This is a genomic window from Demequina phytophila (assembly GCF_000971135.1).
Taxonomy (GTDB): domain Bacteria; phylum Actinomycetota; class Actinomycetes; order Actinomycetales; family Demequinaceae; genus Demequina; species Demequina phytophila.
Genome location: NZ_BBLW01000008.1, coordinates 65526 through 83441, shown reverse-complemented (window position 1 = coordinate 83441; position 17916 = coordinate 65526). Strand labels below are relative to the sequence as shown.

Genomic DNA, 17916 nt, shown 5'->3' with positions numbered 1-17916 from the left:
AGCGCAGGTATCTTAGATGCTTGTGCCCGCGTCGCCGGGCCCCCGAGTCGCGCCCACGGTGCGACACCCGATGGAACGACACGCCCGGGCGCGGGGGTCGGGCCGACACGAATAAAACGTTCCCGCAGAACCACAGAGACACGGAGAAGTAGTGCCTACGATTCAGCAGCTGGTCAGGAAGGGCCGCCACCCCAAGGCCTCGAAGACCAAGACCCCGGCTCTTCAGTCGAGCCCCCAGCGTCGCGGCGTGTGCACGCGCGTCTACACGACGACCCCCAAGAAGCCGAACTCGGCGCTGCGCAAGGTGGCGCGTGTCCGCCTCTCGACCGGCATCGAGGTCACCGCGTACATCCCCGGTGAGGGCCACAACCTCCAGGAGCACTCGATCGTGCTCGTGCGTGGCGGTCGTGTGAAGGACCTCCCCGGTGTCCGCTACAAGATCATCCGTGGCTCGCTCGACACCCAGGGTGTCAAGAACCGCAAGCAGGCTCGTAGCCGCTACGGCGCGAAGATGGAGAAGAAGTAATGCCTCGCAAGGGACCGGCCCCCAAGCGGCCGATCATCAACGACCCCGTCTACGGCGCTCCGGTCGTCACGCAGCTCATCAACAAGGTCCTCCTCGACGGCAAGAAGTCGACGGCTGAGGCCATCGTGTACGGCGCCCTCGAGGGTGTCCGCGAGAAGTCGGGTCAGGACCCCGTCGTCGTGCTGAAGCGCGCGCTCGACAACATCCGCCCGGCGCTCGAGGTCCGCAGCCGCCGCGTCGGTGGCGCGACCTACCAGGTCCCCGTCGACGTGCGCCCCGTGCGTCAGACCACGCTCGGCCTGCGCTGGCTGGTCGACTTCTCGCGCCAGCGTCGCGAGAAGACCATGACCGAGCGCCTCATGAACGAGATCCTCGACGCCTCGAACGGCCTCGGCGCCGCTGTCAAGCGCCGCGAGGACATGCACAAGATGGCCGAGTCGAACAAGGCGTTCGCGCACTACCGCTGGTAGTCGCTGCACCGTTCGACGGAACACCAAGGAGATCCCACGTGGCACAGGACGTGCTCACGGACCTGAACAAGGTCCGCAACATCGGCATCATGGCTCACATCGATGCCGGCAAGACGACCACCACCGAGCGCATCCTGTTCTACACGGGTGTGAACTACAAGATCGGTGAGACCCACGACGGCGCGTCGACGACCGACTGGATGGAGCAGGAGCAGGAGCGCGGCATCACCATCACCTCCGCCGCGGTGACCTGCTTCTGGAACAACAACCAGATCAACATCATCGACACCCCCGGCCACGTGGACTTCACGGTCGAGGTGGAGCGCTCGCTGCGCGTCCTCGACGGCGCGGTCGCGGTGTTCGACGGCAAGGAGGGCGTCGAGCCCCAGTCCGAGACCGTCTGGCGCCAGGCCGACAAGTACGACGTCCCGCGCATCTGCTTCGTCAACAAGATGGACAAGCTCGGTGCGGACTTCTACTTCACCGTCGACACGATCAAGTCGCGCCTCGGTGCGAAGCCGCTCGTCATCCAGCTGCCCATCGGCGCGGAGAACGACTTCCTCGGCGTGATCGACCTGGTGCAGATGAAGGCCCTCGTGTGGCCCGGCGACGCCAAGGGCGACGTGACCATGGGCGCCAAGTACGAGATCGAGGAGATCCCCGCGGACCTGGCCGACAAGGCCGAGGAGTACCGCGCGGAGCTGCTCGAGACCGTCGCGGAGTCCGACGAGGCGCTTCTCGAGAAGTACCTCGGCGGCGAGGAGCTCACGGTTGACGAGGTCAAGGCCGCCATCCGCAAGATGACGATCAACTCGGAGCTCTACCCGGTGCTCTGCGGCTCGGCGTTCAAGAACCGTGGCGTGCAGCCCATGCTCGACGCGGTCGTGGACTACCTCCCGGGCCCGCTCGACGTGCCCGCGATCCAGGGCCACGACATCCGCGACGAGGAGAAGATCGTGGAGCGTCACGCCGACGCGAGCGAGCCCTTCTCGGCCCTCGCGTTCAAGGTGGTGGCGCACCCGTTCTTCGGTCGCCTCACCTACATCCGCGTGTACTCGGGCAAGCTCGAGTCGGGCGCGCAGATCATCAACTCGACCAAGGGCAAGAAGGAGCGCATCGGGAAGATCTTCCAGATGCACGCCAACAAGGAGAACCCTGTCGACGGCGTGACCGCGGGCCACATCTACGCGGTGATCGGCCTCAAGGACACCACCACCGGTGACACGCTCTGCGACCCGAACGACCAGGTCGTGCTCGAGTCGATGACCTTCCCCGAGCCCGTGATCCACGTCGCGGTCGAGCCCAAGACCAAGGGCGACCAGGAGAAGATGTCGGTGGCCATCCAGAAGCTCGCCGAGGAGGACCCGACCTTCCGCGTCCGCCTGGACGAGGAGACCGGCCAGACCGTCATCTCCGGCATGGGCGAGCTGCACCTCGACATCATCGTCGACCGCATGCGTCGCGAGTTCAAGGTCGACGCCAACGTGGGCAAGCCGCAGGTCGCGTACCGCGAGACCATCCGCGGCAAGGTCGAGAAGTACGACTACACCCACAAGAAGCAGACGGGTGGCTCGGGCCAGTTCGCCAAGGTTCAGATCACCATCGAGCCGCTGGACGCCGACTCCGAGGTCATGTACGAGTTCGACAACGCCGTGACCGGTGGTCGCGTGCCGCGCGAGTACATCCCGTCGGTCGACGCCGGTATCCAGGACGCCATGAACGTGGGCATCCTCGCCGGCTTCTCCATGGTCGGCGTCAAGGCGACCCTGGTCGACGGCGCGTACCACGACGTCGACTCGTCGGAGATGGCGTTCAAGATCGCCGGCTCGATGGCCTTCAAGGAGGCCGCGCGCAAGGCCAACCCGGTCCTGCTCGAGCCCGTCATGGCCGTCGAGGTGCGTACGCCCGAGGACTACATGGGCGACGTGATCGGCGACCTCAACTCCCGCCGTGGCCAGATCCGTGAGATGTCCGACGCCGCCGGCGTCAAGGTCATCAACGCTCTGGTCCCGCTGTCGGAGATGTTCGGCTACGTCGGCGACCTGCGTTCCAAGACGCAGGGTCGCGCGGTGTACTCGATGACCTTCGACAGCTACGCCGAGGTTCCTCGCAACGTTGCCGAGGAGATCATCGCAAAGACCCGGGGCGAGTAGTCCCACCGGTTGAGAATCAGCAACAATAACGACCAGTAGGGATGCGCCCCACGATGGCAGCGGCCATCGGCAGTCGGATCCTCTACCCGAGTCTCACAACCCAATCAGGAGGAAGCCACCATGGCTAAGGCCAAGTTCGAGCGGTCCAAGCCGCACGTCAACGTCGGCACCATCGGTCACGTCGACCACGGCAAGACCACGCTGACCGCTGCGATCTCGAAGGTCCTGCACGACAAGTACCCGGACCTCAACCCCTTCACGCCTTTCGAGGACATCGACAAGGCTCCGGAGGAGCGCGAGCGCGGTATCACGATCAACATCGCGCACATCGAGTACCAGACCGAGAAGCGCCACTACGCGCACGTCGACGCGCCGGGTCACGCCGACTACATCAAGAACATGATCACCGGTGCCGCGCAGATGGACGGCGCGATCCTCGTGGTCGCGGCGACCGACGGCCCGATGGCCCAGACGCGTGAGCACGTGCTGCTCGCCCGCCAGGTGGGCGTGCCCTACCTGCTCGTGGCCCTCAACAAGTCGGACATGGTCGACGACGAGGAGATCCTCGAGCTCGTCGAGGTCGAGGTGCGCGAGCTCCTCTCCTCGCAGGGCTTCGACGGCGACAACGCCCCGGTCATCCGCGTGTCGGCGCTCAAGGCGCTCGAGGGCGACCCCGAGTGGGTGGCCTCGGTCCAGGAGCTCATGGACGCGGTGGACGAGAACGTCCCCGAGCCCGTCCGCGACATGGACAAGCCCTTCCTCATGCCGATCGAGGACGTCTTCACGATCACCGGTCGTGGCACCGTCGTCACCGGCAAGGTGGAGCGCGGCAAGCTGAAGATCAACTCGGAGGTCGAGATCCTCGGCATCCGCCAGCCGCAGAAGACCACCGTCACCGGCATCGAGATGTTCCACAAGCAGATGGACGAGGCCTGGGCCGGCGAGAACTGCGGTCTGCTGCTCCGCGGCACCAAGCGCGAGGACGTCGAGCGCGGCCAGGTCGTGGTCGCCCCCGGCACCACCACGCCGCACACCCAGTTCGAGGGCAAGGTCTACATCCTCAACAAGGATGAGGGTGGCCGCCACAACCCCTTCTACACGAACTACCGTCCGCAGTTCTACATCCGCACCACGGATGTGACCGGCGTCATCTCGCTGCCCGAGGGCACCGAGATGGTCATGCCGGGTGACACCACCGAGATGTCGGTCGAGCTCATCCAGCCGATCGCCCTCGAGGAGGGTCAGGGCTTCGCGATCCGCGAGGGTGGCCGTACCGTCGGTTCCGGCACCGTCACCAAGATCATCAAGTAAGTCCACGACTTACTGAGAGCGAGGGCCCTCGGCTTCGGCCGGGGGCCCTCGTCCTTGCCCCGGGACGATGCGGCGACCACCGCATCGTCCCGTAGCAGGGGAGCGCCGGGTTCCGTTTGCGCGCCACGCGCGAATCTGGCACAATATTCAGGTTGCCTATCGCGGGCAGCCACACCTTCACCCGAGGCCCGGCAGAGATGTCACAGGCGCGCGTGTGTCCCACATAGGCGACACGCCCGAGCGCGGGGGTCGGGGTGATGACCATAGTTGTATCGAGAGATAAGGCAGAACCACGCCATGGCGGGACAGAAGATCCGCATTCGGCTGAAGAGCTATGACCACGAGGTCATCGACTCCTCGGCCCGGAAGATCGTCGAGACGGTCACGCGCGCAGGTGCCTCGGTCGTGGGCCCCGTGCCGCTGCCGACCGAGAAGAACGTGTTCTGTGTGATCCGTTCGCCCCACAAGTACAAGGACTCCCGCGAGCACTTCGAGATGCGCACCCACAAGCGCCTCATCGACATCGTGGACCCGACGCCCAAGGCCGTCGACTCGCTCATGCGTCTCGACCTGCCCGCGGACGTCAACATCGAGATCAAGCTCTAAGAGCTTCTACAGAAGGACTACCACCGACATGACTACGACTTCCAATGCCCAGCGCGCGGTCACCGCGCTGCTCGGTACGAAGCTGGGCATGACGCAGGTGTGGGACGCCGAGGGCCGCGTTGTGCCCGTCACGGTGATCCAGGTCGACACCAACGTCATCACCCAGGTGCGGGACGCCGAGCGCGACGGCTACGCCGCCGTGCAGCTCGCCTTCGGCGCCGTCGACCCCCGCCGCGTCACCAACCCGCTCAAGGGCCACTTCGAGGCCGCCGGCGTCACGCCGCGCCGCCACGTCGCCGAGGTCCGTACCGACGACGCGTCCGAGTACGCGCTCGGCCAGGAGATCACCGCCGAGGTGTTCGAGGCCGGCCAGCTCGTCGACGTGACCGGCACCACCAAGGGCAAGGGCACCGCCGGTGTCATGAAGCGCCACGGCTTCTCCGGCGTGGGCGCCTCGCACGGTGCGCACCGCAACCACCGCAAGCCGGGCTCCATCGGTGGCGCGTCGACGCCTTCGCGCGTCTTCCGCGGCCTCAAGATGGCCGGCCGCATGGGCAACGCCCGCAAGACCGTCCAGAACCTGCGCGTCCACTCGGTGGACGTCGAGAAGGGTCTCGTGCTCGTCAAGGGCGCGGTTCCCGGCAACAAGGGCGGCGTCGTTCTCATCCGTTCCGCCGTGAAGGGCGCGTGATCGCCATGGCTACCGCAAAGACCGTCGAGCTTCCCGCCGACATCTTCGACGTCGACACGAACGTCCCCCTGATCCACCAGGTCGTCGTGGCGCAGCTTGCTGCCGCGCGTCAGGGCACCCACGCCACCAAGACCCGCGGCGACGTCCGCGGTGGTGGCAAGAAGCCCTACAAGCAGAAGGGCACCGGCCGTGCCCGCCAGGGTTCTACCCGCGCCCCGCAGTTCGCCGGCGGTGGCACCGTCCACGGCCCGCAGCCCCGCGACTACTCGCAGCGCACCCCCAAGAAGATGAAGGCCGCCGCCCTCCGTGGCGCCCTCTCCGACCGGGCCCGCGCCGGCCGCGTGCACGTCGTCGACTCGATCGTCTCGGGTGACGCGCCCTCGACCAAGGCCGCCATCGAGGCGCTCGCCGCGATCACCGCGGGCCGTTCGGCCCTCGTGGTCATCGAGCGCTCGGACGAGCTCACGATCCTCTCGCTGCGCAACGCGGCGAGCGTGCACCTCATCGCGGTCGACCAGCTCAACACCTACGACGTGCTCGTGAACGACGACACGGTCTTCACCAAGGGTGCCTTCGACGCGTTCGTCGCGGGTCCCTCCACGGGCAAGTCCGTGAAGGCCGTCGCGACCGAGTCCGAGGCGGAGGAGAAGTAACGTGACCACGCTGAACAAGGACCCGCGCGACATCATCGTCCGCCCGATCGTCTCCGAGAAGACGTACGGCCTCATGGACGAGGGCAAGTACACCTTCGAGGTGGACCCGCGCTCGAACAAGACCGAGATCAAGATCGCCATCGAGCAGATCTTCGGCGTCAAGGTCGCGTCCGTGAACACCATCAACCGCAAGGGCAAGGCGCGCCGCACCCGCTTCGGCCTGGGCAAGCGCAAGGACGTCAAGCGCGCGATCGTCACCATCGCTGGCGACGCGGGCATCGACATCTTCAGCGGCCAGGCCGGCTAGAAGGACAGGTAAGCACTCATGGCTATTCGCAAGTACAAGCCGACGACGCCGGGCCGCCGTGGCTCGTCCGTCGCCGACTTCGTCGAGGTCACCCGTTCGGAGCCCGAGAAGTCGCTCGTCCGCCCGCTGCACAAGAAGGGCGGCCGTAACAACACCGGTCGCATCACCACCCGTCACCAGGGTGGCGGTCACAAGCGCGCCTACCGCGTGATCGACTTCCGTCGTCACGACAAGGACGGCGTGCCCGCGACCGTCGCGCACATCGAGTACGACCCCAACCGCACGGCGCGCATCGCCCTCCTCCACTACGCGGACGGCGAGAAGCGCTACATCATCGCCCCCGAGAAGCTCGGCCAGGGCGACCGCGTCGAGGCCGGCGCGGGTGCGGACATCAAGCCCGGCAACAACCTGCCGCTGCGCAACATCCCGGTCGGTACCGTCATCCACGCCATCGAGCTCAAGCCCGGTGGCGGCGCCAAGATCGCGCGCTCGGCCGGCACCTCGGTCCAGCTCGTGGCGAAGGACGGCCCGTACGCGCAGCTGCGCATGCCCTCCGGCGAGATCCGCAACGTCGACGCGCGCTGCCGCGCGACCGTCGGCGAGGTCGGCAACGCCGAGCAGTCGAACATCAACTGGGGCAAGGCCGGCCGCATGCGTTGGAAGGGCAAGCGCCCGACCGTCCGCGGTGTCGTCATGAACCCGGTGGACCACCCGCACGGTGGTGGTGAGGGCAAGACGTCCGGTGGACGTCACCCCGTCTCCCCGTGGGGCAAGCCCGAGGGTCGTACCCGCAAGGCCAACAAGGAAAGCGACAAGCTCATCGTGCGTCGCCGCAAGACCGGCAAGAACAAGCGATAAGGGAGCCTGGACATGCCTCGTAGCCTCAAGAAGGGCCCCTTCGTCGACGACCACCTTCAGAAGAAGGTGGACGCCCAGAACGACGCGGGTACCAAGAACGTCATCAAGACCTGGTCGCGTCGTTCGGTCATCACGCCGGACTTCCTGGGTCACACCTTTGCCGTGCACGACGGCCGCAAGCACGTCCCGGTGTTCGTCACCGAGTCGATGGTCGGCCACAAGCTGGGCGAGTTCGCCCCCACGCGCACGTTCAAGGGCCACGTCAAGGACGACCGCAAGGGCCGCCGCTAAGGCGCCCGAGCGAAGTAAAGGGAGTAAAGAACATGGAAGCCAAGGCGCAGACGCGGTACATCCGCGTGACCGCCCAGAAGGCTCGCCGCGTCGTGAACCTGGTCCGTGGTCAGAACGCCGTGGAGGCCTCGGCCTCGCTGAAGTTCCAGCCGCAGGCCGTCGCGACCGATGTGCGCAAGCTCATCGACTCGGCGATCGCCAACGCGCGTGTCAAGGCCGACAAGGCCGGCGAGCGCTTCGACGAGCGTGAGCTCGTCATCAAGGAGATCTTTGTGGACGAGGGCCCGACCATGAAGCGCATTCAGCCGCGCGCTCAGGGTCGTGCGAACCAGATCCTCAAGCGCTCCTGCCACATCACCGTCACCGTCGCGACCCCGGTCGCTGCCAAGTAAGGGGCCAAGTAATGGGACAGAAGGTCAACCCCCACGGCTACCGCCTGGGCATCACGACCGACCACCGTTCGCGCTGGTTCGCCGACTCGACCAAGACGGGCGAGCGCTACCGCGACTACGTGAACGAGGACGTCAAGATCCGCAAGATGATGTCGGAGGGCCTCGAGCGCGCCGGCGTGTCGAAGGTCGAGATCGAGCGCACCCGTGAGCGCGTTCGCGTCGACCTGCACACCGCGCGTCCGGGCATCGTCATCGGCCGCCGCGGCGCCGAGGCCGACAAGCTTCGCGCCAACCTCGAGAAGCTGACGGGCAAGCAGGTCCAGCTCAACATCCTCGAGGTCAAGAACGCCGAGGTCGACGCTCAGCTCGTCGCGCAGGGCATCGCGGAGCAGCTCGCGTCGCGCGTGTCCTTCCGCCGTGCGATGCGCAAGGGCATGCAGTCCGCGCTCCGCGCCGGTGCCAAGGGCATCCGCGTGCAGTGCTCGGGCCGCCTCGGCGGCGCCGAGATGTCGCGGTCGGAGTTCTACCGCGAGGGCCGCGTGCCGCTGCACACCCTCCGCGCGAACATCGACTACGGCTTCTTCGAGGCCCGCACCACCTTCGGCCAGATCGGCGTGAAGGTGTGGATCTACAAGGGCGACATGACGGAGAAGGAGTGGGCCGCCGAGCAGGCGAAGGCCCCCCGTCCCCAGCGTGGCCGTGGCGGCCGCGGCGACCGCGGTGACCGCGGCCCGCGTCGCGACAACGCCCCCCGCCAGTCCGAGGCCCCCGCGGCCGAGGCCCCCGCCGCGGCTCCGGCCGAGGCCGGTAAGGAGAGCTGACCATGCTTATCCCCCGTCGAGTGAAGCACCGGAAGCAGCACCACCCGAAGCGTTCGGGCGCCGCGACCGGCGGTACGAGCATCGCCTTCGGCGACTTCGGCATCCAGGCTCTCGAGCCCGCCTACGTCACCAACCGCCAGATCGAGGCGGCCCGTATCGCGATGACCCGCCACATCAAGCGTGGCGGAAAGGTCTGGATCAACATCTACCCGGACCGTCCCCTGACCAAGAAGCCTGCCGAGGTCCGCATGGGCTCCGGTAAGGGTTCGCCCGAGTGGTGGGTCGCCAACGTCAAGCCGGGTCGCGTGATGTTCGAGCTCGCCGGCGTGCCGGAGGAGCTGGCCCGCGAGGCCATGCGCCGCGCGCAGCACAAGCTCCCCATGAAGACCCGTTTTGTGACCCGTGAGGGTGGTGACATCTAATGGCCATCGGTACCAAGGACCTCATGCCCTCCGAGCTGGACGGCATGGAGAACGAGCGCCTCGTGGAGGAGCTGAAGAAGGCCAAGGAGGAGCTGTTCAACCTGCGCTTCCAGTCGGCCACCGGTCAGCTCGAGAACCACGGTCGCCTCAAGGCCGTCAAGCGCGACATCGCGCGCATCTACACGATCCTGCGTGAGCGCGAGCTCGGTATCCGCACCGCGCCCTCCGCGAAGGCATAAGGAACAGACATGTCGACCAAGAAGCACACGACGGCGACCGAGGAGCACCGCGCCTATCGCAAGACGCGCCGCGGCTACGTCACGTCGGACAAGATGGACAAGACCATCACCGTGGAGATCGAGGACCGCGTCAAGCACCCGCTCTACGGCAAGGTCATGCGCCGCACCAGCAAGATCAAGGCCCACGACGAGCTCAACACCGCCGGCATCGGCGACCTCGTCGTCGTGATGGAGACCCGGCCGCTTTCCGCTTCCAAGCGGTGGCGCCTGGTCGAGATCGTCGAGAAGGCCAAGTAACTAGGTTCGACCAGGCTCGCTGAGGAATCGGCGAGAACCAGACGACAGGAGACAAAGACATGATTCAGCAGGAGTCGCGACTTCGCGTCGCCGACAACACGGGTGCGAAGGAAGTCCTCTGCATCCGCGTGCTCGGCGGCTCGCACCGTCGCTACGCCGGCATCGGCGACATCATCGTCGCCACCGTCAAGGACGCGATCCCCGGCGGCAACGTCAAGAAGGGCGATGTTGTCAAGGCGGTCGTCGTGCGCACCACCAAGGAGCGCCGTCGTCCCGACGGTTCGTACATCCGCTTCGACGAGAACGCTGCGGTCATCCTCAAGAACCTCGATGGTGACCCCCGCGGCACCCGCATCTTCGGCCCCGTGGGCCGCGAGCTGCGCGACAAGAAGTTCATGAAGATCATCTCGCTGGCACCGGAGGTCATCTGATGGCGAAGATCAAGAAGGGCGACCTCGTGGTCGTCATCGCCGGCCGTGACCGCGGTCAGCAGGGCCGCGTTCTGTCGGTCGACCCCGTGCGCGAGCGCATCGTGGTCGAGGGCATCCAGCGCGTGACCAAGCACATCAAGCCGGGTACCCGCCGCGACAACGCCGAGGGTGGCCTCGTGACCGTCGAGGCCGCGATCCACATCTCGAACGTGATGCTCGTGGACCCGGAGACCAAGAAGGGCACCCGTGTGGGCTACCGCACGGAAGAGGTCGAGCAGGACGGCCGCACGCGCACCAAGCGCGTCCGCGTCGCCAAGCGCTCGGGTAAGGACGTCTGATGGCCACCGCGACCACCGCTCCGCGCCTCAAGGACAAGTACCGCAACGAGATCGTCGCGCAGCTGCGCGAGGAGTTCGCGCACGAGAACATCAACCAGGTCGGCGGCCTCGTCAAGGTCGTCGTCAACATGGGTGTGGGCGACGCCGCGAAGGACTCGAAGCTCATCGAGGGCGCGATCGCGGACCTCACCGCGATCACCGGCCAGAAGCCGCAGGTCACCAAGGCCCGCAAGTCCATCGCGCAGTTCAAGCTGCGTGAGGGCCAGCCGATCGGCGCGCACGTCACGCTGCGCGGCGACCGCATGTGGGAGTTCCTGGACCGCCTGATCTCGATCGCGCTGCCCCGCATCCGCGACTTCCGCGGCCTCAGCCCGAAGCAGTTCGACGGCAACGGCAACTACACCTTCGGTCTCACCGAGCAGTCGATGTTCCACGAGATCAACCAGGACAAGATCGACCGCGTGCGCGGCATGGACATCACCATCGTGACGTCCGCCACCACCGACGACGAGGGCCGCTCGCTGCTCAAGCAGCTGGGCTTCCCGTTCAAGGAGAAGTAGGACATGGCCAAGACTGCGCTGAAGAACAAGGCCGCCGGCAAGCAGAAGTTCGCCGTCCGCGCCTACACCCGGTGCCAGAAGTGCGGTCGTCCGCACTCGGTGTACCGCAAGTTCGGCCTCTGCCGCGTGTGCTTCCGCGAGATGGCTCACCGCGGTGAGCTGCCCGGCATCACCAAGAGCAGCTGGTAAACCACTACGCCACAGGTCCCCTAGGGAAACCACGGCGAGGAAGAGTTCAACACTCATGACGATGACTGACCCGATCGCAGACATGCTGACGCGTCTGCGCAACGCGAACGCGGCCTACCACGAGACCGTGGCGATGCCGCACTCCAAGCTCAAGGCGAACATCGCCAAGATCCTGGAGGCCGAGGGCTACATCACCGGCTCCGCCGTCGCGGACGCCGAGGTGGGCAAGACCCTCACCCTCACGCTGAAGTACGGCCCGAACCGCGAGCGCTCGCTCGCCGGTGTGCGCCGTGTGTCGAAGCCCGGTCTCCGCGTGTACGCGAAGTCCACGAACCTGCCCAAGGTTCTCGGCGGCCTCGGCGTGGCCATCCTGTCCACCTCCTCCGGTCTGCTGACCGACCGTGAGGCCGAGAAGAAGGGCGTCGGCGGCGAGGTCGTCGCGTTCGTCTGGTAACCGGAAAGGAGAACGAGAGCAATGTCCCGCATTGGCAAGATGCCCGTTCCGGTTCCCGCCGGAGTGGACGTGACCATCGAGGGTGCCGACGTCACGGTGAAGGGCCCCAAGGGCGCCCTGACCCACACCGTCGCCTCTCCCATCACCGTGGAGAAGGGCGATGAGGGCCTCGAGGTCAAGCGCCCGAACGACGAGCGCGTCTCGAAGTCGCTTCACGGCCTGACCCGCACGCTCATCGCGAACATGGTGACCGGCGTGACCGCCGGCTACGAGAAGAAGCTCGAGATCGTCGGCACGGGTTACCGCGTCGCGCTCAAGGGCTCGGACCTCGAGTTCGCGCTCGGCTTCTCGCACCCCGTCGTGGTGAGCCCCCCGCAGGGCATCACCTTCACGGTCGAGGGCCCCACCAAGTTCACCGTTGCCGGCATCAGCAAGCAGCAGGTGGGCGAGGTCGCGGCGAACATCCGCAAGATTCGTAAGCCCGAGCCGTACAAGGGCAAGGGCGTCCGCTACGCCGGCGAGCAGGTTCGCCGCAAGGCAGGAAAGACGGGTAAGTAAGACATGGGTATCGCAATCAAGGGCAAGGGCAAGGCGGTTCAGCGCAAGCGCCGTCACTTCCGCCTGCGCAAGAAGATCTCCGGCACCGCTGCTCGTCCCCGCCTCGTGGTCTCCCGCTCCTCGCGCCACATGGTCGCGCAGATCGTGGACGACACCGTCGGCAAGACCATCGTCTCGGCGTCGACCCTCGAGGCCGACGTCCGCGCGATGGACGGCGACAAGTCTGCCAAGGCGTCGAAGGTCGGCCAGCTGGTCGCCGAGCGCGCCAAGGCCGCGGGCATCGAGGCCGTGGTCTTCGACCGTGGCGGCAACAAGTACCACGGCCGCGTGGCCGCCGTGGCCGACGGTGCCCGAGAGGCGGGCCTCGCCCTCTAGGGCGCGGCCAGGAGTGAGGAATTATGGCTGACAACAACAGCGGCCGCCGTGGCGGCAACCGCCGCGACAGCGAGCCGGAGAACAAGTTCGTCGAGCGCGTCGTCACCATCAACCGCGTCGCCAAGGTCGTGAAGGGTGGTCGTCGCTTCAGCTTCACCGCTCTCGTGGTCGTCGGCGATGGCGAGGGCAACGTCGGCATCGGCTACGGCAAGGCGAAGGAGGTGCCGGCCGCGATCTCGAAGGGTGTCGAGGAGGCCAAGCGCAACTTCTTCCGCGTCCCCCGTATCCAGGGCACCATCCCGCACGCCGTGCAGGGTGAGGCCGCCGCGGGCGTCGTGTTCCTTCGTCCCGCGTCGCCGGGTACCGGTGTGATCGCCGGTGGTCCGGTGCGCGCGGTGCTCGAGTGCGCCGGCATCCACGACGTCCTGAGCAAGTCGCTCGGCTCGTCGAACGCGATCAACATCGTGCACGCGACCGTCGACGCCCTCAAGCGCCTCGAGCGCCCCGAGGCCGTCGCGGCCCGTCGCGGCAAGTCGGTGGAGGACGTGGCCCCGGCCGCGATGCTCCGCGCGCAGGCAGCGGGGGTGAACTAGTCATGGCACGACTGAAGGTCGTTCAGAAGAAGTCGGCGATCGGCACGAAGCCGCAGCACCGCGAGACCCTGCGGTCGCTGGGCCTCAAGCGCATCGGCGACATCGTCGTGAAGGAGGACCGTCCCGAGATCCGCGGGATGGTCAAGGCGGTGGACCACCTGGTCACCGTTGAGGAGGTTGACTGATGGCTGAGGCCAAGAAGCCGGCGGACGACGCCGTCGAGGAGAAGCCCGCCAAGAAGCCGGCCGCCAAGAAGGCTCCGGCGAAGGCTGCGGCTGACAAGCCCGCTGCTGCGAAGAAGCCCGCTGCCAAGAAGGCCGCGACCGACGAGGCCAAGCCGGCCGCCAAGAAGCCGGCCGCCAAGAAGGCCGAGCCCAAGGTGGAGGAGCCCGCGGAGAAGGTGACGACCCTCAAGGTCCACCACCTCCGTCCGGCCCCCGGGTCGCACACCAAGAAGACCCGCGTGGGTCGTGGTGAGGGCTCGAAGGGCAAGACCGCGGGCCGCGGTACCAAGGGCACCGGTGCTCGCTACCAGGTTCCGGAGCGCTTCGAGGGTGGTCAGACGCCCATCCACATGCGCATCCCGAAGCTGCGTGGCTTCAAGAGCCCGTTCAAGGTGTACTACCAGGTCGTCAACGTGGGCCAGCTCTCCGAGCTGTTCCCGCAGGGCGGCGAGGTGACCAAGGCGGACCTCGTGGCGAAGGGTGCGGTCCGCCGCAACCAGCCCGTCAAGGTCCTGGGTGACGGCGAGATCGCCGTCAAGGTCACCCTGGTCGACGCCGACAAGGTCTCGCAGTCCGCGAAGACCAAGATCGAGGCCGCTGGCGGCTCGGTCAACGAGGGCTAGCAGTGATCGCACCGGGCCCGTCCTGAAGGACGGGCCCGGTCGCGTATCCTCTACCTGTTCTGATTTCCCTGGAGGATCAATGCTGAGTGGCTTCATGAGTGCGTTCCGCACCCCGGATCTGCGGAGGAAGCTCCTCTTCACCATCGGCATCATCGCCGTCTACCGGCTCGGTGTCGCGATCCCCACGCCCGGCGTCGACTACGGCAACGTCGAGCTCTGCCTCGCGCAGACGAGCACCAACGCGGGCTTCGCCATCCTCAACCTGTTCTCGGGCGGCGCGCTCCTGCAGCTGTCGATCTTCGCGCTCGGCATCATGCCGTACATCACCGCGTCGATCATCGTGCAGCTGCTGCGCGTGCTCATCCCTCGTTTCGAGACGCTCCACAAGGAGGGCTCCGAGGGCCAGGCGAAGCTGACGCAGTACACGCGCTACATCACCGTCGGCTTCGCCGCGATCCAGTCCGCCTCGTACATCACGATGGCGCGCAACGACATCTTCTTCCCCGGATGCTCCGTCCCGGTCATCCCGAACGACTCGTGGAACGTCATCCTCACCATGGTGATGACCATGACGGCGGGCACCGTGTTCATCATGTGGCTCGGCGAGCGCATCACCGAGCGCGGCGTCGGCAACGGCATGTCGCTGCTCATCTTCACCTCGGTCGCCGCGGGCTTCCCCGGCATCGTCTCCTCGATCTGGAACTCGTCGAACGGTGCCCGCAACACGTTCTTCACGGCGATCGTGCTGCTCATCGTCATCGCGGCCGTGGTGTTCGTGGAGCAGTCGCAGCGCCGCATCCCGGTCCAGTACGCGAAGCGCATGGTCGGCCGCAAGATGCTCGGCGGGTCGTCGACCTACATCCCGCTCAAGATCAACATGGCGGGCATCATCCCGGTGATCTTCGCGTCGTCGCTGCTCACCATCCCGCAGGTCATCATCCAGTTCCAGGGGACCGACCCGTCCGGATGGGTCGTGTGGCTCAACGACCACGTCGCGCGGTCGAGCGCGCCGCTGCACATCGCGCTCTACATCCTCCTGATCGTGTTCTTCGCGTACTTCTACACCGCGATCACGTTCAACCCGACCGAGGTCGCCGACGACATGAAGAAGTACGGCGGCTTCATCCCGGGCATCCGTCCCGGCACTCCCACCGCGGAGTTCCTCGACTACGTCCTCTCCCGCATCACGGCCGCCGGCTCGCTCTATCTCGCGATCGTCGCGCTGGTGCCGACTCTGCTGTTCGTCGCGCTGGGCCTGTCCAACTCGATCCCGTTCGGCGGGACATCCATCCTCATCCTCGTGGGTGTGGGTCTCGACACGGTCAAGCGCATCCAGTCCCAGCTGGAGCAGCACCACTACGAAGGGTTCCTCAAGTAATGCGTGCAGTCCTCCTTGGTCCCCCCGGCGCCGGCAAGGGCACCCAGGCCGCCCGCCTCACGGAGCGGTTCGGTGTCCCCGCGATCTCGACGGGCGACATCTTCCGCGCCAACGTCAAGGGCGGCACCGAGCTGGGCCGCAAGGCGCAGGAGTACATGAACGCGGGTCAGCTGGTCCCCGACGAGGTGACGAACGCCATGGTGCGCGCCCGCCTCGCCGAGGACGATGCCGCGGCCGGGTTCCTCCTCGACGGCTACCCGCGCAACCCCGAGCAGGCCGTCGAGCTCGACTCGATGCTGGCCGATCTGGGCGTGGAGCTCGACGTCGCGATCGAGATCACCGCGGACTTCGACGTGGTGACCGAGCGTCTGCTCAAGCGTGCCGAGATCGAGGGTCGCGCGGACGACACGGAGCCGGTGATCCGCAAGCGCCTCGAGGTCTACGCGACCTCCACGGCGCCGCTCACCGCTTTCTACGCCGGGCGTGGGCTCCTGGTCCAGGTCGACGGCCTGGGCGAGATCGACGAGGTCACCGAGCGCCTCGTCACCGCCGTCGCGCGCTGACGATGTCAGGTCGCATCCAGCTCAAGACCCGCGAGGAGATGCGGGTGATGGCGCGTGCGGGCGTGATCGTCCAGCACGCGCTCGCCGCGGCCAAGGACGCGGCCGTCGCGGGTGCGACCACCGCGGACCTCGACGCCGCCGCCGCGCGCGTCATCGCAGAGGCCGGAGCGACGTCGAACTTCCTCGGCTACCACGGCTTCCCCGCGACCGCCTGCGTCTCGGTGAACGAGGAGGTCGTGCACGGAATCCCCGGCGACCGGGTCCTGGCCGAAGGCGACCTGGTGTCGGTGGACTGCGGCGCGATCGTGGACGGCTGGCACGGCGACAGCGCGATCTCCTTCATCATCGGGGAGCCGCTGGCCAAGGCGGACACCGCCCTCGTCAAGGCCACGGAGCGCGCGCTCTGGGCCGGCATCGCGGCCCTCGCGACGGCGGAGCGCATCTCCGACGTCTCGGCTGCGGTCGAGGACGTCGCCGACGAGGCGGGCCTCCATCCGCTCGAGGGATACGTCGGGCACGGCATCGGCACCGAGATGCACATGGAGCCGGACGTCCCCAACTATCGCGTGCGCGGGCGCAGCCCCCGCGTCAAGCCCGGCATGTGCCTGGCGATCGAGCCCATGCTCGTGATCGGCACGCCCGACTCGGCGGTGCTCAACGACGAGTGGACCGTCGTCTCGCTCGACGGCTCGCGGGCCGCGCACTGGGAGCACTCGATCGCCGTCCACGACGACGGGATCTGGGTGCTCACGGCCGCCGATGGCGGAGCCGCGAGGCTGGCGCCCTTGGGCGTCACCCCCGTCGCGCCCTAGGGGAGAGGCGACTGCCGCATCGTCCCTGGTGTGGCGGACAGCACACGCGTTCACGCAAGCGTTACCTCGGCGGTATGCAGGCGCAAAGCAGGGCGGTTAGCGTCGGCTCAACCGGCGCTCCGGGCGCCGGCCTGCTGAGGAGGGCGCCATGGCGCGAGGGTTTTCGTATGCTCCCGGGGCGAGCGCGGATGTCGACGAGGCCGCCGCGCCGGAGCTGACCAAGGAGCGGGTCCAGGAGCTCGGCGCGTCGCGCAACGCGCTGGTGCGGGAGGTCATCGCGCGGCGCGAGGACTGTCCGTTCGGGCTCATGGTGACGCTCGCGCACGATCACGCGGTGCCGGTGCGCGCGGCGATGGCGGCCAACCCCAGGATCCTGCACTCGATCCTCGACTATCTCGCTCATGACCGCCAGCCCGCGGTCGCGTGCGCGGTCGCCGCCAACCCGACGGTCACGCAGGACATCCTCGAGGTGCTCGCCTCCCACCGGAAGAGCGAGGTGCGCGCGGCGGCAGGTGCGGCGCTTGATGCGCGCGCTCTGGGCGCCGCGGCGGAGGACCATCACACGCCCGAGCTGCGCGACCGCGTGTTCGAGGAGTCCCAGGCGCGGCGTGCGGCCATGCTGGCCGACAGCGCCGCGGCGAGCCTCGAGGCGGCCGCGGACGAGGCGATGGCGACCGTCGACCCCGCGGTCGATCAGCAGGAGCCGCTGCCGGCGCGTCCGACCAGGACCGCGCCGGTGCGGGGCTTCCGCCCGCCCGTCGACGCATAACCGCGCTACCCA

General features: G+C 67.3%; 29 protein-coding genes. All 29 read left to right on the top strand.

The features are described 5' to 3' along the window. Positions 1-151: 151 nt before the first annotated feature. The 29 genes from rpsL to AOM01_RS12120 all read left to right on the top strand — a co-directional run bounded on the left by rpsL (position 152) and on the right by AOM01_RS12120 (position 17904). The gene (gene rpsL / locus AOM01_RS12260) at positions 152-526 is read left to right on the top strand and encodes a 30S ribosomal protein S12 (RefSeq protein ID WP_062293987.1); all 375 of its coding nucleotides are present in this window, start codon (positions 152-154) and stop codon (positions 524-526) included. Beyond that, positions 526-996: a 30S ribosomal protein S7 gene (rpsG, locus tag AOM01_RS12255; RefSeq protein ID WP_042213191.1), complete on the top strand. Its 471-nt coding sequence runs from the start codon at positions 526-528 to the stop codon at positions 994-996. The genes rpsL and rpsG overlap by 1 nt, the downstream gene beginning before the upstream one ends. Before the next feature lie 38 nt (positions 997-1034). Then, on the top strand, positions 1035-3149 hold the full coding sequence (gene fusA / locus AOM01_RS12250; RefSeq protein ID WP_062293984.1) for an elongation factor G: 2115 nt from the start codon (positions 1035-1037) through the stop codon (positions 3147-3149). Between the two features lie 120 nt (positions 3150-3269). Continuing rightward, on the top strand, positions 3270-4460 hold the full coding sequence (tuf, locus tag AOM01_RS12245; RefSeq protein ID WP_062293981.1) for an elongation factor Tu: 1191 nt from the start codon (positions 3270-3272) through the stop codon (positions 4458-4460). 297 nt (positions 4461-4757) lie between these two features. Continuing rightward, on the top strand, positions 4758-5066 hold the full coding sequence (gene rpsJ / locus AOM01_RS12240) for a 30S ribosomal protein S10 (protein ID WP_042213186.1): 309 nt from the start codon (positions 4758-4760) through the stop codon (positions 5064-5066). Positions 5067-5094: 28 nt separating this feature from the next. Further along, the gene (rplC, locus tag AOM01_RS12235) at positions 5095-5757 is read left to right on the top strand and encodes a 50S ribosomal protein L3 (protein ID WP_062293979.1); all 663 of its coding nucleotides are present in this window, start codon (positions 5095-5097) and stop codon (positions 5755-5757) included. Between the two features lie 5 nt (positions 5758-5762). Next, positions 5763-6410 (top strand): 50S ribosomal protein L4, encoded by a 648-nt coding sequence (gene rplD / locus AOM01_RS12230; RefSeq protein WP_062294245.1) that lies wholly within the window; start codon positions 5763-5765, stop codon positions 6408-6410. A 1-nt stretch (position 6411) separates the two neighbouring features. Beyond that, entirely contained in the window at positions 6412-6717 is a 306-nt protein-coding gene (gene rplW, locus AOM01_RS12225; protein WP_062293976.1) for a 50S ribosomal protein L23, read from the top strand. 18 nt (positions 6718-6735) lie between these two features. Continuing rightward, positions 6736-7575, top strand: coding sequence for a 50S ribosomal protein L2 (gene rplB, locus AOM01_RS12220; RefSeq protein ID WP_062293973.1), 840 nt, complete (start codon positions 6736-6738; stop codon positions 7573-7575). Positions 7576-7587: 12 nt separating this feature from the next. Further along, on the top strand, positions 7588-7866 hold the full coding sequence (rpsS, locus tag AOM01_RS12215; RefSeq protein ID WP_062293970.1) for a 30S ribosomal protein S19: 279 nt from the start codon (positions 7588-7590) through the stop codon (positions 7864-7866). 32 nt (positions 7867-7898) lie between these two features. After that, positions 7899-8258, top strand: a complete 360-nt coding sequence (gene rplV, locus AOM01_RS12210; RefSeq protein WP_062293967.1) for a 50S ribosomal protein L22 — start codon at positions 7899-7901, stop codon at positions 8256-8258. A gap of 11 nt (positions 8259-8269) precedes the next feature. Further along, entirely contained in the window at positions 8270-9079 is an 810-nt protein-coding gene (gene rpsC, locus AOM01_RS12205; protein WP_062293965.1) for a 30S ribosomal protein S3, read from the top strand. 2 nt (positions 9080-9081) lie between these two features. Beyond that, positions 9082-9501 (top strand): 50S ribosomal protein L16, encoded by a 420-nt coding sequence (gene rplP, locus AOM01_RS12200; RefSeq protein WP_062293962.1) that lies wholly within the window; start codon positions 9082-9084, stop codon positions 9499-9501. Further along, positions 9501-9740 carry a 50S ribosomal protein L29 gene (rpmC, locus tag AOM01_RS12195; protein WP_062293959.1) on the top strand — a complete coding sequence of 80 codons (240 nt, stop codon included), beginning with the start codon at positions 9501-9503 and terminating at the stop codon, positions 9738-9740. The genes rplP and rpmC overlap by 1 nt, the downstream gene beginning before the upstream one ends. Before the next feature lie 9 nt (positions 9741-9749). Beyond that, positions 9750-10037, top strand: a complete 288-nt coding sequence (gene rpsQ, locus AOM01_RS12190) for a 30S ribosomal protein S17 (RefSeq protein WP_062293957.1) — start codon at positions 9750-9752, stop codon at positions 10035-10037. Between the two features lie 59 nt (positions 10038-10096). Next, positions 10097-10468 carry a 50S ribosomal protein L14 gene (rplN, locus tag AOM01_RS12185; RefSeq protein WP_062293953.1) on the top strand — a complete coding sequence of 124 codons (372 nt, stop codon included), beginning with the start codon at positions 10097-10099 and terminating at the stop codon, positions 10466-10468. Continuing rightward, positions 10468-10806: a 50S ribosomal protein L24 gene (gene rplX / locus AOM01_RS12180; RefSeq protein WP_062293951.1), complete on the top strand. Its 339-nt coding sequence runs from the start codon at positions 10468-10470 to the stop codon at positions 10804-10806. The genes rplN and rplX overlap by 1 nt, the downstream gene beginning before the upstream one ends. Next, on the top strand, positions 10806-11366 hold the full coding sequence (rplE, locus tag AOM01_RS12175) for a 50S ribosomal protein L5 (RefSeq protein ID WP_062293948.1): 561 nt from the start codon (positions 10806-10808) through the stop codon (positions 11364-11366). Before rplX ends, rplE begins: the two co-directional genes overlap by 1 nt. A 3-nt stretch (positions 11367-11369) precedes the next feature. Next, a complete protein-coding gene (locus AOM01_RS12170; protein WP_042213145.1) occupies positions 11370-11555 on the top strand; it encodes a type Z 30S ribosomal protein S14 in 186 nt (61 codons plus the stop codon). A gap of 55 nt (positions 11556-11610) precedes the next feature. Continuing rightward, on the top strand, positions 11611-12009 hold the full coding sequence (gene rpsH / locus AOM01_RS12165; protein WP_062293945.1) for a 30S ribosomal protein S8: 399 nt from the start codon (positions 11611-11613) through the stop codon (positions 12007-12009). 21 nt (positions 12010-12030) lie between these two features. Further along, the gene (gene rplF / locus AOM01_RS12160) at positions 12031-12567 is read left to right on the top strand and encodes a 50S ribosomal protein L6 (RefSeq protein WP_062293942.1); all 537 of its coding nucleotides are present in this window, start codon (positions 12031-12033) and stop codon (positions 12565-12567) included. Between the two features lie 3 nt (positions 12568-12570). Continuing rightward, on the top strand, positions 12571-12942 hold the full coding sequence (gene rplR / locus AOM01_RS12155) for a 50S ribosomal protein L18 (RefSeq protein WP_062293939.1): 372 nt from the start codon (positions 12571-12573) through the stop codon (positions 12940-12942). 23 nt (positions 12943-12965) lie between these two features. Next, positions 12966-13535 carry a 30S ribosomal protein S5 gene (gene rpsE, locus AOM01_RS12150; protein ID WP_062293935.1) on the top strand — a complete coding sequence of 190 codons (570 nt, stop codon included), beginning with the start codon at positions 12966-12968 and terminating at the stop codon, positions 13533-13535. 2 nt (positions 13536-13537) lie between these two features. Then, entirely contained in the window at positions 13538-13720 is a 183-nt protein-coding gene (gene rpmD, locus AOM01_RS12145; protein WP_062293932.1) for a 50S ribosomal protein L30, read from the top strand. After that, on the top strand, positions 13720-14382 hold the full coding sequence (rplO, locus tag AOM01_RS12140; protein WP_082110234.1) for a 50S ribosomal protein L15: 663 nt from the start codon (positions 13720-13722) through the stop codon (positions 14380-14382). Before rpmD ends, rplO begins: the two co-directional genes overlap by 1 nt. 79 nt (positions 14383-14461) lie before the next feature. Continuing rightward, positions 14462-15760 carry a preprotein translocase subunit SecY gene (secY, locus tag AOM01_RS14470; RefSeq protein ID WP_062293930.1) on the top strand — a complete coding sequence of 433 codons (1299 nt, stop codon included), beginning with the start codon at positions 14462-14464 and terminating at the stop codon, positions 15758-15760. Continuing rightward, complete coding sequence (locus tag AOM01_RS14465) at positions 15760-16323, top strand: adenylate kinase (RefSeq protein WP_062293927.1); 564 nt, start codon at positions 15760-15762, stop codon at positions 16321-16323. Before secY ends, AOM01_RS14465 begins: the two co-directional genes overlap by 1 nt. A gap of 2 nt (positions 16324-16325) precedes the next feature. After that, a complete protein-coding gene (map, locus tag AOM01_RS12125; protein ID WP_062293924.1) occupies positions 16326-17135 on the top strand; it encodes a type I methionyl aminopeptidase in 810 nt (269 codons plus the stop codon). A 148-nt stretch (positions 17136-17283) separates the two neighbouring features. Beyond that, positions 17284-17904, top strand: coding sequence for a hypothetical protein (locus AOM01_RS12120; protein WP_062293921.1), 621 nt, complete (start codon positions 17284-17286; stop codon positions 17902-17904). Positions 17905-17916 lie beyond the last annotated feature (12 nt).